This is a genomic window from Aneurinibacillus aneurinilyticus ATCC 12856, from assembly GCF_000466385.1.
GTDB lineage: Bacteria > Bacillota > Bacilli > Aneurinibacillales > Aneurinibacillaceae > Aneurinibacillus > Aneurinibacillus aneurinilyticus.
On the sequence record NZ_KE952890.1, the window covers coordinates 7118 to 23538 of the forward strand.

Below are 16421 nucleotides of genomic sequence, written 5' to 3' on the forward strand. Positions count from 1 at the left end.
CACTTCATGTTATAGGAATCCTTCTCAAGTTTATTGCTTTTGAATTTCCCAATAGCTTGACGAACATCTTTATTGTGGATGATTAGTTCCCTATACTGTTCATCATTAAGATAGTTTTGGAACCATTGATATTTTCTTAAATGCTTTAGATTTCTACCTATATCTTCTTCATTAACCTTTAGAAAAGGTATATAAGTAGCAAGATTCAACGAATCTGGTGTAATTGCCAATAAAAAATCTAGTATAATCCCCAATATTATCCACATTCCCCATAAAGTATTTACAAAGAAATACGTTTAAAATGACAAAAGGTTTCACATGCACCAGTCCTTGATCATCGTATGCTCGTGCCCCATGGTTATGCTTTGCAATATCTACGCCTACAATCAAAGTGGAGTCTGTAGTTTGAGAAATGCTCCTTTGCACTTATCGATGATGCTTTACTATATATTTCATTATATAACAAAAAAAGTATGCTAATTCGTAAGTTTACGATTACTTTTAACCCTTTAGAATATAAAACTTGAACGATTATTTTCGTTAATCATGGAAATGTAGCCTACATGGTTGATAAACATATGCCTTGTTTGCGCCTTATTCATTAATAAAAGGGGGCCTGCACATCGCCATCAGGCTATAAGCAACAAATACCCCCAGCTATTCTTTCTCTATGACCCATAGAAACGAAGAGAATTCAAAGTCTGCATATTTTGAATGGGCTAGCGTTAGTGATGATTAAGATGTTATTGGAGCTTGTATTTATTGATCCCCTGCTCTTGCTTCCTCTTCCCTTTTCTTAAATACAGCCCTTTCTTCGGGAGTCACACTCCTTATTGTCATTGAAGTTCCTAGAGGAATCGACGGATCTTCCTGATGTGTTATTGTAACGGAAGATTCTTTTATTCTCGCAATGCTCTCAGGTGAATAATACCCGTCCTCTTTAGTGAGCTGCCTTTGTTCATCAGGTGTCAGCTCAGTAAAATGCATCAAGCGCTCATGACCTTCAAGAGCATATAGCCCCCCTATTCCTTTTTCAGTTACGAATTTTTGTTCATCAGGCGTAAGAGCACTGTATTTCAAGAATTGTACACCGTCATATCGTATAGAATCACCTGTACCTTCAATGGTTTGATTAGTATCAGTATTGACCTTGGGTGTTATCTTAGCTGCCCAGGCGGCTGTCGATGTACCAATTATTCCAACAGCAATGACTGCCGCTGCGCTCATAATTATCGTATGTTTTTTCAGTTTTTTCACATTAAGCATGAGCGTTAATCTCCTTTTCAATTGTTTTCCTTCGCTGGATAAGGAAGCGAAAAATCGAGCGGGCATTCCCCTCGAACCTGTCATCACGTTCAGGAGCGTTTCACCGTATCGTTTTCGCTCGGTATAGGACATCTCCTTCACGACTTCTTCGTCACAGGACAGCTCACTCCACGTATGAATGTCTTTCCGGAGAATGTAAACCAAGGGATTAAACCAATGCAGGGCACTTGCTGCCAAGGTAATCGCCTTGACCCATAAGTCTTTTCGTTTCAAGTGAATCAACTCATGATGAATCACCATAGTTATGTCCACATTTGCTAAATTCTCCATAGGAAGGTAAATGGTCGGTCTCCATAGCCCGACAAGAATAGGACTCCGAACAGCAGAACTATGAGCAAGTCGGACGTTGCCTTGCATGCCGAGAACTTCCTTCATCATGGTTAGTTGTTTGGCTGCTTCGCTATTCTCCGGCACAGGCGAACGGGTTTGCTGTAATTTTTTTATAAACCTGCGATAACAATAAACCTGCCATATGGCAAAAGCAAAAACTCCTGTTCCCCAAATACTCAGAAAGACGAGAGCTACATCGGCAGAAAGATTCAGTTCCGGAATGGCCACTGTGGATAGGCCGGGCTGTATTTCATGCACACTCGAAGGTAATTCAGGTATAGGTACGGTTGTCGTTTGCTTCGGAATGAAGAATGGCAAAGGCCATTGCATAACAAGGGCTACGGGCAGAAGATATAGCCCTATTGCCATTTTTCCAATCGCATATCGCCATTTCGAAGGGAAGACGCCTGGTGAAATGAGCCGCAACAGGAGAATACAGGCTACAGCGGTACTTCCTGCAACGGAAAGGGAGACGAGCAGTTCTAGAAGTTTACTCATATACTGCATGCACCTACTTTCCTGAAAACCATTGCTTCAGCTCTGTAATATCTTCGTCCGAAAGCTTGTCGCCGTCATACAAGGCAGCGATTAAATTTTTAACCGATCCTTGGTATAACCCGTCCAGTACATGTTGTGCCTCCGCTAGTTTGTAATCTTTCGGCGATATACGGGAAACATACTTGTTCGTTCGGCCATGCCTTGTAGCTTCTAGCACGCCTTTGTCCACTAATCTCGATAGGAAGGTAGAAATCGTTTGTGCCTTCCACACCTTACCCCGTTGAGTGAAAATACGCAGCAATTCGGTCGATGTGACAGGAGGGTCACATTCCCAAATCACCTCCATGAGTTCCATTTCAGTATCAGACAACTTTTGAACATTTTTCATGGGTGTACACCTCTTTACTTGTCGTTATGCGTCCATAACAACTCCTTTACTACAACTTGTAGTAACATGAACTTACTACAGTTTGTAGTAAGTTGTCAAGAGGAGCGTACCTTGAATTTTACTACATGGCGTAGTAATATAGTTCCACTATATCTCGTAGTGGTTTGATGTGGAATAATAAGGAGGGCGAACCTATACATGGACATACGAACGAATGTAGCGGTATTAAGACAGCATGAAACGTATTTTCTTCGGGAAACATGAAGAGTTGAGAGCATCCATGCTTCATTCATACTTCTACCTGGGATAATGTCAAACCATGTATTATCTGTGAGATAAATGTGAGATGCTAGCCTTTCTTCTGTCGGAACCATTGGCGCATTTCACCGATAAAAGTGATGTAACCGAACAATTAACTGTATCATTTGCGGGCTATAGCGACACGTTTATACTTGGCTTCATCATTTCTATACATTGCGGTTATGGTGTCCCTATTTTTGAGAAAAAAACGAAAGAAAAACAAACCAATTAGTCTCTCCCTCTATTTCTAGAACTGCTCTGCGCAACAAGCAGAGTAGTCTTTCACAAAATAAAAGGCATGAGAATGGAAATAACAAACTCGCATTTAAAACACCGCTTCAGTCGAAATATTCAACCTTCGGGATTTCATTTTATGGTTTCATCTCATTTTTCACTACGTAATGAAGCTGAACAATTTGACCAAAACGTTTTGTCCCTGTCAAAAAAAGTTTCAATTCCGGATTATTCTCTTTAAAACAGGGGAATCCCTTTACCCAAAATCGTTGGTATTATCGCGATGATAAACTCATCAACCAGTTTTCCTTTTAAGAGTACGTCAAGAATCTCGGCTCCACCAACAATCCAAATTTTAGAGCCTTCTTGTTCTTTCAATTCTCACTCAGCCCCAATTCCTAGGCAGTTTGTGTCACCGATTCCCCCTATTCACGAGTAAGCTGAATGGATTGGAGTTCGATGTAGAATGCGTTTGTTTTATTTTTGCACTCTTGGTTCTCTGTGTCCAAAATTGAGTCTGCCAACATATCCAGTATGGTCCAGAGTGGATAATCAACAGGTGTGTTTATACTTAAAACTAGCTTAATCCACTCTTGATGTTTATCCCCTCCAAAAAGGATGTTATGTACCTTCTTCTTTTTTGCCTATTCATTAGCTATAACGTACAATTTCAGGATTTCTTTCTCGTTTTTTAAAATTTTTTATGAAATAATGTACGAAGCCTTGAATTCACTTTCTCATTTGCGCTTTTCTGGATTGCATCCTATTTATGTTTCAATCCATCACAAGATACGCAAATCGCCTTTTATTTCTCTTTTTTATCGTCAAGCAGCAGCCGTAATATATTTCTAGCTAACTGATAATAATGCTTGTCATCACAATTCATCAAGACTGCTACAGCAATTCTGGCAGAAGGAACCATAGAAATAATCGCTCTTACTCCAAGTTGAGAGCCATCATGCTCTACTAGCGTAGTCCCTTGGAATTCTTCTACAAAAAAACCATACCCATAGTACGTCGGATTCCCTTCTCTCTCCCATTCAGAACATACTCGTACGTGCGGCTTCATCATTTCTTTCAGGTAAGATGAGTCAAGTAGCGTACGAGATTGACCGTCTATTAGGCAACTCATAAATTTCGCCATATCATTCGCTGTAGAATAAACAAATCCACTAGGTGCCGCTAGTTGATTTAGTGGAAGAGGGGTTTGTTTTAGTCCCTCCAGTAAATAATACTGTGCTTTTTGGTTACTGTTTATATACTCTTTCATATACGTTGTCGTGTCATTCATTTCCAAAGGCTCAAAAATGTATTTTTGAATGTACGCTTCCCACTTCATCTTTGTTACTTTTTCTAATACATCAGCTAATAGTGTATATCCCGCAGTAAAGTACTCCCACTCCCCTCCCGGTTTCCTTGTTAGTTCGAATGCAGCGAACCATTTTGTTATATCCTCACGATTTCTTATCCTTAATACTTCTTCTTCCGTTAAACCATAGTAAGATAATGCTTCCTCGTATTCATCAGGTGTATCCGAAAAAATTGCTTTTGCATTGGGAGCTATCATATGTGTGATGCCAATGTTTTGCGGAAATCCTGTGGTGTGGGTTAATAGATGTTTAATGGTTATTTCATTTGAGATTTCTTTGTTTTTTGTTTGGAAGTACGGTACGTATTTCACTACAGGAGCATCTAACTGAATTTCTCCCTTTTCCACTAATTGCATAATGGAGATAGCGAGTATTATTTTTGAGACACTTTGAAGATTCATAAGTGTATCGGCTGTCATAGGAATTGTATATTCGTGAATTTGAGCGTTACCAAAGCCTTCGGAAAGTATGGTATTTTCGTTTTGTACGACCGCAACACTTATGCCTACGGATTGATTTTTTTCCATATGTTCTTGAATCATTGAACGAACTCTTGCTTGGATCGACTCCATTTATTTCCCTCCAATAATTGATTTACACAAATAATATGGTGCAACGTTTATCCATTTTTTAGATGAAAGCTCATATATGTCGTAACCCATTTCGCTTTCTACTGTCCTTCTTGCATCCCACTCCTTCTATTCAGGTGACTGATCTTTGTAGCTTAACTCCCATGCCTATTAAGTTAAAATTTCATTGCACCCCTAGAACGAAATTGTTAGGCTTTCTTGTAACAAGGAAGTTTATTTTTTCGTTTTGGGGGTGACTCTTACATAGAACAAACAGGGGCGGCTCTCCTTTATTTGTCCAGAGGAATGTCCACCTTCCAATCAACATCCCGGTGCTGTTTTTTTACAGTATGATAGCTCAGGGTAAGTTCCTTCGGCTGATGTTCTATGTCTTCAATAGCCATTACTCCTTCGATGTGTACAAGGCCCTTTTCGTCTTTCGTTGTTTTGGTTACCAGTGTTTGATCCTTGTCACCATGAGCCACCAGGTAGCCACCTGAATATACCTCATGTACTTTTCCTGTTTCGTCCTTTGCCGACCAGACATCGGTACTCATAATATCCCTGGCTAATGTTGCCTCATACGTAATGAGCCCACCTTTAACTTTAATTTCTTCTTTTATGGAGGCATCTACATTGTTCAATTCCCATTCTTTTAATTTGAACCCTTTGAATGTGAATGTGTTTCCGAATGCATCCTTCTTAGTGAATGGTTTCCTGCTAAGATTGGATAGATTTAACCTGGCCTGGAAATTTGTCGCTTCATTCGTATAGATCGCATGCAGTTTAAATGTAAGCTTCTTTGTATCTCGAATCGGCAAAAACGAATTCCTAAATGTATAGTTATTTTGTGAGTAACCACCCTGCATACTTCCTGTATCTATACTTATCGCTTTAGGTACACCAAAATCATCCCGACCGGCGATAACAGTGCCCCGTTCATCAAGGAGTTGATAGGCAAATCCAGTGTTTTTCAAAGCATCAGCAGCATGGAAAGGCGTAAGATCGTCACCTTTCTTAAAATCGTTGAAATCATCACGAAATCCCTTTTCCTTGGAAATGCTTTGTATTTTCTCCTCTAACTCTTTTGTTTGTTTCGCTTCAACTGATACGAGCGTTGCGCTAGGAAGAATTTCTATATCCTTGAGATTAAGGGACACTCCCTGTGGTGATGTGTATTTTTCATTAACGGAAATTTGCTTGGTAGCCACATTTGCTTTCGTCATATCCACCGGGATTTTAAGCTGCCATTTTCCTTCTGTATTACCGATTTTATTGAAGGTAAGGTGAACAAGCATCTCGGCAGGCATGGGATTCTGCTCCGTAAAAATACCCTGCATATCACGTGTTAAGATGATATAATCACCATACTGTGTACAGTACCAGTCAGAGTCATCAGGCTCTGTACGTTCAAACTGTTTTTTTTCTGATTTGTCTGTAAGGATTGATTTTTGTACACCTTGTAAAAGGTCATCAGGAGGTATTTTTTTACCATTTTGATCTTTGGCATCGACAATTACTGCAAGGGCAAGAGAATCAACGAGGATTTCTTTTGCTTCAATCGTGATGCCTTTGTCCACGACTTTCATATCAAGCTTCTGCGAAAACCCCTTTTCGGCGGCAATTTTGGCACCTTCATAGCCATATTTCTCAATGTTAAACAAGCTGTTTACATAGCTTGCAAATGTTGGAGAAACAAAAACCCCTAAAGAAATGGCTGCTGCGAGTCCTGCTGCAGCAAGGGTTAATTTTTTTACAATATGTAACCCTTTCTTTTTTCTACGGTTTTCCAAATCGTCTACTTCTCTTGCCTTTATTTTACTTTCAATTTCATAAGTAAAGGCATTCGGTAAGGGGGAGATTTCATTCAGTACAACTTCGAATTCCTGCAAATCCTCAAGCTTCATGTGAAGCAGATCTCTACAATAGCTACACCCTGCAACATGCTCCTCCAACTGTCTGCTTTCTAACGGTGTTAGCTGTTCCTCGAAGTATTTTTCTAATTGCTTAGATTTCACACAGTTCATGGTCTGTCCCTCCCTTTTCGGTAATTTTCAGGAGTTTACGCAATTTTTTATGTGCCCGGTAAAGGCGCATTTGTACCGTAGTTACTGGTACATCAAGAATGTGGCTGATTTCCTTATAGCTAAGATGTTCAATATAACGAAGTACAAGCACCGCTCGATAGCTTTCATCAAGCTCCATAATATATTTATGTAAAACAGCATTTCGTTCTTTTTCCAAATAAATGGATTCCGGTGTTCTATGATGGGCGAATGAATTCTCCTCATGACTCCCGTTTTCCTGACGGATACATTGGACACGTTTTTGTTTTCGCAGTTCATCCAGACAGTGATTGGTTGCAATACGGTATAGCCAGGACGAAAAGCTGTAATCAGGTTTATAGCTATGTATGTGGAAGTATGCTTTAATAAATACTTCTTGCGCTAAATCCTGCGCATCTTGTGGTCGACCTATCATTCCGTACAAAAAGAAGTACATCTTTCCTTTGTATCGGTCTACAATCTGACTGTACGCCTGTTTATTTCCTTGTAAAACGAGTTCAATCAGCTCCTGATCGCTAGACATGTTTGTCCTCCTCTCCAAAAGTGATGCTGTACAGCCTTTACCTTTTACTTGTTCATTAGCTATAACGTATAGATTTAGAATATCTTTCTCGCTTTTTAAAATTTTTTATGAAATAATGTACGAAGCCTTGAATTCACTTTCCTATTTGTATTTCAATCCATTAAGATACACAAATCACCTTTGATTTCTTTTGATTATTCGTTTATTTCCACCCTATTTAAACGATCTCTGTATGATAAATATTTTTTAAAACAGAAAAAACCGCTCCACCGGAACGGTCCCTTCACTTGCTTTTTCCCTTGTGCTCATCCTATCACACCTTATTTTCACACTCAAAAATGGCGATTGTATCAGAAATGTAAACCTATGCGCCTATAAGCTCATCGCTGTACAATTCTCATGTCATTCTCTTAATCAGTTTTCGACGAATCTCGTTCAAATACTGCTGTGAAATCTGCCCTACTGTCTACAAAGTACAAGCACTCGAATTGATGGATAATAAACAATGGTGCTCAAACAGCGACGATTCCTTGTATTTTTTCATTCGTAGCCCTCCATTTTGACCCTCTTTACTGAATAAAGAGAGAAAATTTACTTCATCATTTTATGGGTCTAGAATAATGTCCGTTTAAGCTAAGCTCTTGTCCCAGCGTATTACATATGTATGGATAATGGTAGCCACGAAAAGGAGGAAATTAAAATTTACTCTTCCATTATAGAGAGTAACTGTGGTATCCTTTCATAGACCGACCGTTCAGTTTATTAATGATAAGAAATTGAAAAATCGATTCTACAAAAAACAAGGTTGATATGATTGCTTATTCGTAAAGGAAAAAGAAAGGGGGATTCTTATGAACGCCAACAGGAAAACAAAACAAGATAATCTTCACCATTTATTTTCGACATTAGCAGAGAAAAAGCAGTTTAACGGAACGATATTGGTTGCGGAAAAAGGGGAAATTACCTACAAAGGAGCGTTTGGGTTAGCCGATTTTAAAACAGAGCGAAAGTTAACGTCCCGCTCGATCTTTGATTTGGCTTCTGTTTCTAAAGCTTTTACAGCAATGGGGATTATGATTCTTCAGGAACAAGGAAAGCTTTCTTATGATGATCCTGTCAAAAACTACATACATGAATTGCCATACCCTGGAATTACTATTCGCCATTTGCTACAACATACATCCGGACTTCCGGATTATATGTCCTTCTTCTTGAAGCAATGGGACCGTTCGAAATTTGTGACGAACAAGGATGTACTAGACATGCTAAAGGAAGACCAGCCTCCTGTGCGTTTTCAACCGAATGAACAGTGGGAATATGGCAATACCGCCTATATTCTGCTTGCTTTGCTTATCGAAAGAGTATCACGTATGAGCTATGCTGATTTCTTACAAACTGAGATTTTCCGACCTCTGGAAATGCAGTATACTCGTGTATATAACCGCCGGTATTCGCATGAGAGAATTGAAGACTATGCTTATGGACATGTTTATGCTGCCGAATCGAATACGTATGAACTTCCTGATCATGTGCCGAGTGTAGACTATGTTGTGTTTTTAGACGGAGTTCAGGGTGATGGTGCAATCAGTTCCAACGTAGACGACATGCTTCGCTGGGATCGCGCCTTATATACCGATAAGCTAGTGAAGAGAAGCACGCTGGAAGAAGCTTTTCGCCCGGTGAAATTAAATAACCAGGAAACCTTTGATTATGGCTTTGGCTGGCTTCTTCCCAAGGATCAAACAGGAGGAAGAATTGTCAGTCATAGCGGGGGCTGGCCAGGCTACCATACGTATTTCATCCGCTATATTGACGAGGATAAAACAATAATTTGTTTAAATAATATAGAACAAGACACTGCCTTTGAACAAATGATTCTGGCTGAAATTGACAATATTTTATTTGAACGGCCCTACACCATTCCTGCCTCTCCTCCAGCGGAAGAAGCAGCGGTAGAAATCGATACAACCGTTTATTCTCAGTATATTGGAACGTATCAACTCTTTCCAGAAGGAGAAATCCAGGTTACACAAAAAGAGACTCGTCTATTCTTTCAGCTTCCTGTGCTTTCAATGACTGAGCTGCTCCCTTTATCGGAAACCCGTTTTTTCCCAAGGGCTACCTTTGATCAGGTCGAGTTCATTCGTAACGAATCTGGCAAAGCAACTGAAATGATTCTCCACAGTTCAGGACAAAGCAGGAAAGCGGTTCGCATTCAATAGCGGGAAATTCTTCCCTATCAGAGGAGAGAAGAGATAAAAAATGAAAACAATTGGAATCGTTAAAAAAGACGGTTTAGAAATTTTCGTAGACAAGGAGTACATTGTCTTGCGCAAGTATAAACCAGCCTGCATCTTCTGCAATTCTGTATCAGACGTCACCGAATATAAAGGAAAGAAAATTTGTGCCTCCTGCTTTGATGACATATCGTCTAGATAAAGTAGACAAGGTAAATGGTTAGGTATCAGCCGTAGTCTTTATTTATTTTTGAATTGATGAAGGAGTTGGAAACGTATGTCATATGATCAGAAAATGAATATAAATCATGATATCCGATACAAACAATTAATCATCGACGATGTTAGAGAAGGATTGTTAGATTATTTTAATCGTTTTCAAGAAGTGAAAAAAGTGTGGAGAATCATTGAAAATAAGAAGGTGCTGATTGAGCATCCTTTTACCGAAGAAATGGATAAAAGAGAAAAAGATGCATTAATCATGGGTCATTTTGCTGAATGTATTCGAGAGGGGGGCTGTGTATTTGTAGCTCTTTATCAAAATAATGTCATTGCTTTTGCAACACTACCGTACGCCTTTTTTGGAAGTCGTAATCAATATGTGAATATAGCAGAATTCTATACATCGTATGAGTTTAGAGGCTATGGAATAGGAAAGAACCTGTTTGCACAATGTGCAGAACAAGGAAAGAAATGGGGGGCAGAAAAACTATACATTTCATCCCATTCAGCAGAAGAAACAGTGGCATTCTATAGGTCCGTAGGGTGCGTGGATGCAATAGAAATAAACCAACGATTAGCTGAAAAAGAGCCGTATGACATTCAAATGGAATACAGTCTGTACTGATTAAAACGTATTGGCAGAGATTTTGTAACTGCTCAGGGCTATACCAAACTAACCACTTAGCGTGGTTTTTTATGAGAAAACAAATGTCCCTTTACCGCCTGCTAAAAAAACGAGAACACGGAGATATTTAGCCCGATGCAATAGGAGGCAGTTTAGAAACTGATATATCAATTAAATATGCAGATTCTTATGTTTCTCCTGATTGGCCTTTCTGTATTTGGGCTCAGTAAAGTTAAAAAGAGTTGATTTTTTCTTTCCTTAGTATTGGGCATAATTTAAAAGTGCATTTTTTGATACTGTAACCCGAATAATGGATACTTATAAAAACTCTAAAGCCCCAAAATTGGATTTGAGTCATACCCCCTTATCTTGTTAAGCTGATATTAGAATAACAGAGGGGGGATTTTTTATGCAACGTAAACGCTATTCACTGGAGTTTAAACAACAGTTGGTCCAAGAAGCCAAGGAAGCCGGTAATACCACACAGGTAGCACGTCGTCATGGTATTGATGTGAAACTGTTATATCGGTGGATACGAAATTCCAAGCACGCTGATTGGCAAAATGCTTCACCGGAAGCCAAGGCTGTTACCAGCTATACACCATCACCAGGGGAATTTCGAGAGTTGGAAACCGAAAATGACAAACTCAAGAAATTGCTTGGAGAAAAGGATCTCGAAATCGCCATCCTCCGTGATCTTGTAAAAAAGGTAAACCCAGCGTATCGGACAAAATGGAAATAGCCGACAAGTGGATACAGCTGGGCTACGCCATCAAGACCGTCTTGAAAATTGTCGGCATTTTGGAAGCAACCTACTATGCCCGTCGCAAGAGTCAAGGGAAGCCCAAAGTGTATAACGGTGGCCGTCCCGCCCCCGGTTTCTCCATGAAAACAGATGGACAACCCGTGGCAGATGAACAGATCAAAGAGTGGATTCATGAGTATCTGGTGGACGAAGAAGCCGCATATGGATACCGGAAAATAACCGTTTGTCTGCGTCGAGACCATGGCCTGCAAATCAACAAAAAGAAAGTGTACCGCCTGATGAAGGAAGAGAACCTGTTATACCCGCAACGGGAAAAACAGCGAAAATACCCTCGCAAGCTTGCGAACAATCGGGAGATCATGGATTCGAATCAGCTATGGGAAATGGACGTGAAGGATGGGTTCATTGCCGGAGAACAGCGATTCTTCTTCTTGTTATCCCTCATAGATGTTTATGATCGATCTGTCATCGATTACCATATCAGGCTTAATTGTGAAGGAAAACACGCTTCCCAAGTCCTTCAACGGGCTTTAATTTGAGCATCAAGAGCGTCCTGTAATCCGAACAGATAACGGTCCACAGTTTATTAGCCATATCTTTGAATCGTTGTGCGAAACATTTCAGGTGGAACATGAGCGAATTCCACCGAAAACACCTAACAAAAACGCTCACATTGAAGCTTTTCATAGCATTTTGGAGAAGGAGTGTCTGGAAAGGCACGAATTTGAAAGCTACCGACACGCCTATAAAACCGTGACAAACTATCTGCTTTTCTACAACGAACGCCGTATTCACGGGAGTTTATATGACCTGTCACCTGTAGAATTTAGACAGGCATTAGCGCAGCAACAAGTAAAACCATTTGTCGTAAAAGTATAGCGAGGCTAACGATGAGCACAGATTGCTTTTCTTCGACCTAGGTGACCCAAAGGCAGATAAAGGTCCGGGGTCAAGCAAATTCCTTGACGCTAGACCTTTATCTGCCTACCCTACCAACTGTTGAAGAAAATGAGAGATTGAGAAAAAACGAGAATAAGGGAGTCTAACTCAACAATTGAGGGGTTAAACCGGTTTTTGATTGATTCTATTAAATTTTTCTTATTTAACTTTTATTAGGATGAATGCTTTAAAAAATAAAATAAACCGCCTTTTTAAGGGCGGTCACAAAAGATTTTTATAAACGTTCAACTCCGAACGCTAATGCAGTAAGATTTTCTATTTGGTTTTCTATTTCAATTTTTCTTTCATCATTAGGATTTTGGAACACTAATTCCCTGACAAGATCAATTATTTCTTGTGAATAATTCGCTTCAGGATTTGGCAACGGATACTTACTAACGTACTGAGTTAAATAACGTCTTCTACCAGCATATAGTTTATTATTAAATGCAATATCGTGGTAATTAGTCATATACTTAGTGTTTGATATTCCTAAAATTAAAAAGAGGATATCATTATTATTTTCTTCTTTTGGAATAATCCAGTAACAATTACCGTCAATACAACACCCTTCATCTTCATAAAAGAATTTGGGTTCGGGGCTTATGTCTGGAAAAACTATCTTAGGTAATGCCCAATGATCTGGGTTTTGTGGAACCCAAATTTCATACCAATTTCTTTTTGCTTTTATTACATATTTTCTTCCCTCTAATGTTTCTCTATGTGTTTCAAGATAAGCAAGTGCATGTGGATATTGGGTAAAATCAATAGCTTTTTTCTTGCCATTTACATTTTCATGTGTATATAAAATTTTTTGGTTCGGTATTCTTTCTAATGGACGCCATTTTGAAGCATGGTCTGTTGATATTAAAGGTTTTAAAACTTCAACCTCTGGTTTTATTTCATCAGGAAGTTCTTCCCAAGTCGATTTGATAAAAACCTTATCAGCAGTTGTCTTAATTCCAACCTTAACATCACATAAATCTTGAATAGTGCAATAGGAATTATTATTGATATTAGTAATCCAGTTATATTCTTCATCTGTTGCCATAACCCAAGGTTCTTTAAAACTATCAGGTACTATCAATTTTCCACAGGAAACAGAATAAAATTTTTCATCTACATTGAAAACGCCTGTATTTGATGATTCTAATAACCCGAATAATGTTTCAAATTTTATTGAAACCTCAGTCTTACTTGGATCAGTTTCTTCATAAATTTTATAAAAATTTGCTGGGGCAGTTTGACGAATACCCTTATTTACTTTTTTTCTTCCGAAAAATATTGCTGGAAGAACAGCTGCACTAAATAATTTTGTATCTCCTAAATCCATTATTTCAATAATATCGTAATTTTCAGCTAAGAATTGTCTTATTGATTCCCCACTACTATTTGCTAAATATTTATTCGAGGTAATTACCCCTATAAGACCGCCAGGTTTTAATTGTAAAGTCATAGCTACTAAAAAGGCATGGTATAAATCTACTCTACCCTTTAAATTAAATAATTTTGCTAATTTTTGTGCCCTATCAGCACCTAAAACTTGTGTTCTTACATAGGGGGGATTAGCAATAATTAAATCCACAGGTTCAATTTTAGAAAGGTCGTCATCAAATAAGGAAAGATTACCTTCCAAATCTACCATATCTAAAAAATCACCAGCAGTTAATTTAGCGTCATTTATCCCCATTTCATTCAGTCTAAAATCAGCCTCTTTAATTGCTTCCTTATCTTCATCTATCCCAATAAGTTCAATATTATCAATGTTATTAAATTTTGCGATTCGATTTAAAGAAAGTAATAATTCTCCGTCCCCACATGAAGGATCTAGACCTCTAATTTTTTTAGTTCCTGATATTCCACTTTTTTTAAGTTCATTTATTAGTCTTTTAGCAATTATATCTCCTAAATCTGTGGGTGTATAATGTGCCCCTGTTTCCTTTTGTTTAATTAACATTTCTTCTATTGTTAATTCCATTATTAACCTCCTAAGTGCTTGTACACTAGGGGAATTGTACCACAGTTTTAAGGGCTTTTGAAATCAATACATAAATTTCCTCCTACAGAAAATGCTACTTATAGTCTGTCGACACAAAGTCATCACTAAAGGAAGATTTTAGTATGAAAGCTAAAAAAAATTCAAATAAAGATTTCCTTTTACAAATAGGGCAAAAAATTAGATTTTCACGAGAACAAAAAGGTTGGTCACAGGAAACTTTATCTTTTAATTCACAATTACACCGTACATATATCGGTGCTGTGGAACGAGGGGAAAGAAACATTTCCATTTTGAACTTAAAAAAAAATCGCAGAAGCACTAGGTGTTCAGATTACTGACCTATTTCCCCAACAAGAAAAAAAGCAGAAAGGAAAAAACAATAATGCGGATTGAAAACCAATATAATGCAATATTAGAAAACGCCCAAAGATTAACAAAAAATATTTCTAAAAGTGGTCTAAGTATTTATAATGAAATACCAATTGGAGACCCTGACTTATGGATTCCTTCTAAAGAGTTGGAATTACTACTTAATGAAGAACTTTGTGGTTTAGAATTAGGATCACTACCAATAAGAACTCGTTCCAAAGTAGTAAAAACAAAAATTTGTGAAGTTTTAGGTTATCCAGTTCCACCTTCTTTTAAGAAAACAAAGCCAAGATTTCTAGGTCAAAATTTTGACACTTATACTCAAAAATCAAACAATCTTCAAATTTGGAATGAGGAAATTTCATCTTCTCGTCGTTATGTTTTAATTAGGGTTTCCACTGAAAACATTATTACAAAAGTCAAGGTAGTTTCAGGAGATATGTTAGCGTCCCTTGACAACACAGGCACATTAACTCAAAAATATCAGGCGAGGCTTATTCTTAGAAACGAAATGGCTGAACTTGTTTCTGAAAATAATACTCAAAATTTAGATTCAGTAATGGTGGCCGAGGCAAAAACCCCATATTATACGACTAATCCTACTGATTATCCAACAGCAGAAACTTTATTATCAATCGAAACAATCTTTGAAAAGTTAAAAGCTATTGTCGGCAAATCGTTCCCCGACTTAGGATCGGATCAAGAAAGAAATAGAGGTGCTGAACTTCACCGACTTGTTTGCCAACATCTTGGCTATTCAAATTATAAAGATGATGGAAGATTTCCTGATGTAAAACATCAACTATTAGAGGTAAAACTTCAAACATCTCCTACAATTGATCTTGGTTTATTTAGTCCTGATAGTAAAGATGTTTTGGATATTCCCGCTATCAACGGAAGACAAATTCGACATTGTGACGTTAGATACGCCATATTTTTTGCAGAAATAATTGAAGGTATGGTAAGAATAACACACTTCTTTTTAACAACAGGAGAAGACTTTTTTAAACGTTTTCCACAATTTCAAGGTAAAGTCTTAAATTCAAAATTACAAATACCTTTGAAAAAAGACTTCTTCGATTGAAGATAAGTGACTGACGTCAATAGACGTTAGTCTTTTTTATTTCCCTAAATATAACTTAATACCTAAAATGTTACATTCATTTTGCGGTAAATACTGGACTTTAAAGAAATTAGTGATATACTTAAGCTATTTAAAAATATGTTACATTCAAAACGTTGATTTTATTGGTGTTTAAAAAGGTGATTTTTCATGACAGCAAAGAAAAGCACAAAAGACGCGTACCTAATAAACGCGCCAGATTGTTGAAAATCACTCCTTGACTATTCTAACGAAACCAACCCCAAAATCATATCTGCACTAAACTACTTACAATTGCTACTGCACCGACTCCAACGCACATCCATTCAACTGTTCTCAAATTCCTTGTTGAAGATTTTTTCACAATTAAAGTAATTCCTGAAAAAATGAGTATGATACCTAAAATAATACTAAACAGGAAAGTTGAGGAGCAATATTGTCAAGAGCATTGTCTATATATCTTTCAATTTTTTGTTCCATATCTGTTAGACCTCCATACAGCTAACTTTTTTATTACAATACTTTGAACCTCTGTCAATAGATTGGACACAATGAATC

At 37.9% G+C, this 16421-nt stretch carries 15 protein-coding genes; 7 read left to right on the forward strand and 8 right to left on the reverse strand.

Translation table 11 applies throughout. From position 1 onward, the window contains the following. The 7 genes from HMPREF0083_RS29115 to HMPREF0083_RS21780 all read right to left on the reverse strand — a co-directional run. Positions 1 to 254 (reverse strand): hypothetical protein (locus HMPREF0083_RS29115; protein ID WP_209421093.1); only part of this gene is annotated, 254 nt, incomplete at its 3' end. A 505-nt stretch (positions 255 to 759) separates the two neighbouring features. Beyond that, complete coding sequence (locus tag HMPREF0083_RS21755) at positions 760 to 2154, reverse strand: M56 family metallopeptidase (protein WP_051354755.1); 1395 nt, start codon at positions 2152 to 2154, stop codon at positions 760 to 762. A 13-nt stretch (positions 2155 to 2167) separates the two neighbouring features. Next, positions 2168 to 2542 (reverse strand): BlaI/MecI/CopY family transcriptional regulator, encoded by a 375-nt coding sequence (locus tag HMPREF0083_RS21760; protein WP_021623990.1) that lies wholly within the window; start codon positions 2540 to 2542, stop codon positions 2168 to 2170. 771 nt (positions 2543 to 3313) lie between these two features. Further along, positions 3314 to 3454: a dihydrofolate reductase family protein gene (locus HMPREF0083_RS29515; RefSeq protein ID WP_021623992.1), complete on the reverse strand. Its 141-nt coding sequence runs from the start codon at positions 3452 to 3454 to the stop codon at positions 3314 to 3316. 427 nt (positions 3455 to 3881) lie between these two features. Next, positions 3882 to 5018 (reverse strand): serine hydrolase domain-containing protein, encoded by a 1137-nt coding sequence (locus tag HMPREF0083_RS21770; protein ID WP_021623993.1) that lies wholly within the window; start codon positions 5016 to 5018, stop codon positions 3882 to 3884. Positions 5019 to 5305: 287 nt separating this feature from the next. Beyond that, positions 5306 to 7042: a DUF4179 domain-containing protein gene (locus tag HMPREF0083_RS21775; protein ID WP_021623994.1), complete on the reverse strand. Its 1737-nt coding sequence runs from the start codon at positions 7040 to 7042 to the stop codon at positions 5306 to 5308. After that, positions 7023 to 7604 carry an RNA polymerase sigma factor gene (locus tag HMPREF0083_RS21780; protein WP_021623995.1) on the reverse strand — a complete coding sequence of 194 codons (582 nt, stop codon included), beginning with the start codon at positions 7602 to 7604 and terminating at the stop codon, positions 7023 to 7025. The genes HMPREF0083_RS21775 and HMPREF0083_RS21780 overlap by 20 nt, the downstream gene beginning before the upstream one ends. A gap of 851 nt (positions 7605 to 8455) precedes the next feature. Between HMPREF0083_RS21780 and HMPREF0083_RS21785 the strand changes: the two genes are divergently transcribed. The 5 genes from HMPREF0083_RS21785 (at position 8456) to HMPREF0083_RS27540 (ending at position 12333) form a co-directional block, all read left to right on the forward strand. Further along, positions 8456 to 9826 (forward strand): serine hydrolase, encoded by a 1371-nt coding sequence (locus tag HMPREF0083_RS21785; protein ID WP_021623996.1) that lies wholly within the window; start codon positions 8456 to 8458, stop codon positions 9824 to 9826. A gap of 292 nt (positions 9827 to 10118) precedes the next feature. After that, entirely contained in the window at positions 10119 to 10688 is a 570-nt protein-coding gene (locus HMPREF0083_RS21795; RefSeq protein ID WP_021623998.1) for a GNAT family N-acetyltransferase, read from the forward strand. Between the two features lie 409 nt (positions 10689 to 11097). Beyond that, complete coding sequence (locus tag HMPREF0083_RS21800) at positions 11098 to 11430, forward strand: transposase (protein ID WP_021623999.1); 333 nt, start codon at positions 11098 to 11100, stop codon at positions 11428 to 11430. Next, positions 11421 to 11993: an IS3 family transposase gene (locus HMPREF0083_RS27535; RefSeq protein WP_021624000.1), complete on the forward strand. Its 573-nt coding sequence runs from the start codon at positions 11421 to 11423 to the stop codon at positions 11991 to 11993. Before HMPREF0083_RS21800 ends, HMPREF0083_RS27535 begins: the two co-directional genes overlap by 10 nt. Before the next feature lie 85 nt (positions 11994 to 12078). Then, positions 12079 to 12333 (forward strand): integrase core domain-containing protein, encoded by a 255-nt coding sequence (locus HMPREF0083_RS27540; RefSeq protein ID WP_021624001.1) that lies wholly within the window; start codon positions 12079 to 12081, stop codon positions 12331 to 12333. A gap of 295 nt (positions 12334 to 12628) precedes the next feature. Here HMPREF0083_RS27540 and HMPREF0083_RS21810 read toward each other — a convergent pair whose 3' ends face one another. Beyond that, positions 12629 to 14371 (reverse strand): N-6 DNA methylase family protein, encoded by a 1743-nt coding sequence (locus HMPREF0083_RS21810; RefSeq protein WP_021624002.1) that lies wholly within the window; start codon positions 14369 to 14371, stop codon positions 12629 to 12631. A 143-nt stretch (positions 14372 to 14514) separates the two neighbouring features. Between HMPREF0083_RS21810 and HMPREF0083_RS21815 the strand changes: the two genes are divergently transcribed. After that, a complete protein-coding gene (locus tag HMPREF0083_RS21815) occupies positions 14515 to 14730 on the forward strand; it encodes a helix-turn-helix domain-containing protein (protein WP_021624003.1) in 216 nt (71 codons plus the stop codon). A gap of 44 nt (positions 14731 to 14774) precedes the next feature. Then, complete coding sequence (locus tag HMPREF0083_RS21820) at positions 14775 to 15845, forward strand: hypothetical protein (RefSeq protein WP_040304401.1); 1071 nt, start codon at positions 14775 to 14777, stop codon at positions 15843 to 15845. The last annotated feature ends 576 nt before the right edge of the window (positions 15846 to 16421 follow it).

Excerpts from the sequence above, each read along its gene's own strand:
- HMPREF0083_RS21770 (WP_021623993.1), bottom strand. The coding sequence starts at position 5,018 with ATGGAGTCGATCCAAGCAAGAGTTCGTTCAATGATTCAAGAACATATG.
- HMPREF0083_RS21760 (WP_021623990.1), bottom strand. The coding sequence starts at position 2,542 with ATGAAAAATGTTCAAAAGTTGTCTGATACTGAAATGGAACTCATGGAG.
- HMPREF0083_RS21780 (WP_021623995.1), bottom strand. The coding sequence starts at position 7,604 with ATGTCTAGCGATCAGGAGCTGATTGAACTCGTTTTACAAGGAAATAAA.
- HMPREF0083_RS21755 (WP_051354755.1), bottom strand. The coding sequence starts at position 2,154 with ATGAGTAAACTTCTAGAACTGCTCGTCTCCCTTTCCGTTGCAGGAAGT.
- HMPREF0083_RS21775 (WP_021623994.1), bottom strand. The coding sequence starts at position 7,042 with ATGAACTGTGTGAAATCTAAGCAATTAGAAAAATACTTCGAGGAACAG.
- HMPREF0083_RS21820 (WP_040304401.1), top strand. The coding sequence starts at position 14,775 with ATGCGGATTGAAAACCAATATAATGCAATATTAGAAAACGCCCAAAGA.
- HMPREF0083_RS27535 (WP_021624000.1), top strand. The coding sequence starts at position 11,421 with ATGGAAATAGCCGACAAGTGGATACAGCTGGGCTACGCCATCAAGACC.
- HMPREF0083_RS21815 (WP_021624003.1), top strand. The coding sequence starts at position 14,515 with ATGAAAGCTAAAAAAAATTCAAATAAAGATTTCCTTTTACAAATAGGG.
- HMPREF0083_RS21800 (WP_021623999.1), top strand. The coding sequence starts at position 11,098 with ATGCAACGTAAACGCTATTCACTGGAGTTTAAACAACAGTTGGTCCAA.
- HMPREF0083_RS21795 (WP_021623998.1), top strand. The coding sequence starts at position 10,119 with ATGTCATATGATCAGAAAATGAATATAAATCATGATATCCGATACAAA.
- HMPREF0083_RS21785 (WP_021623996.1), top strand. The coding sequence starts at position 8,456 with ATGAACGCCAACAGGAAAACAAAACAAGATAATCTTCACCATTTATTT.
- HMPREF0083_RS21810 (WP_021624002.1), bottom strand. The coding sequence starts at position 14,371 with ATGGAATTAACAATAGAAGAAATGTTAATTAAACAAAAGGAAACAGGG.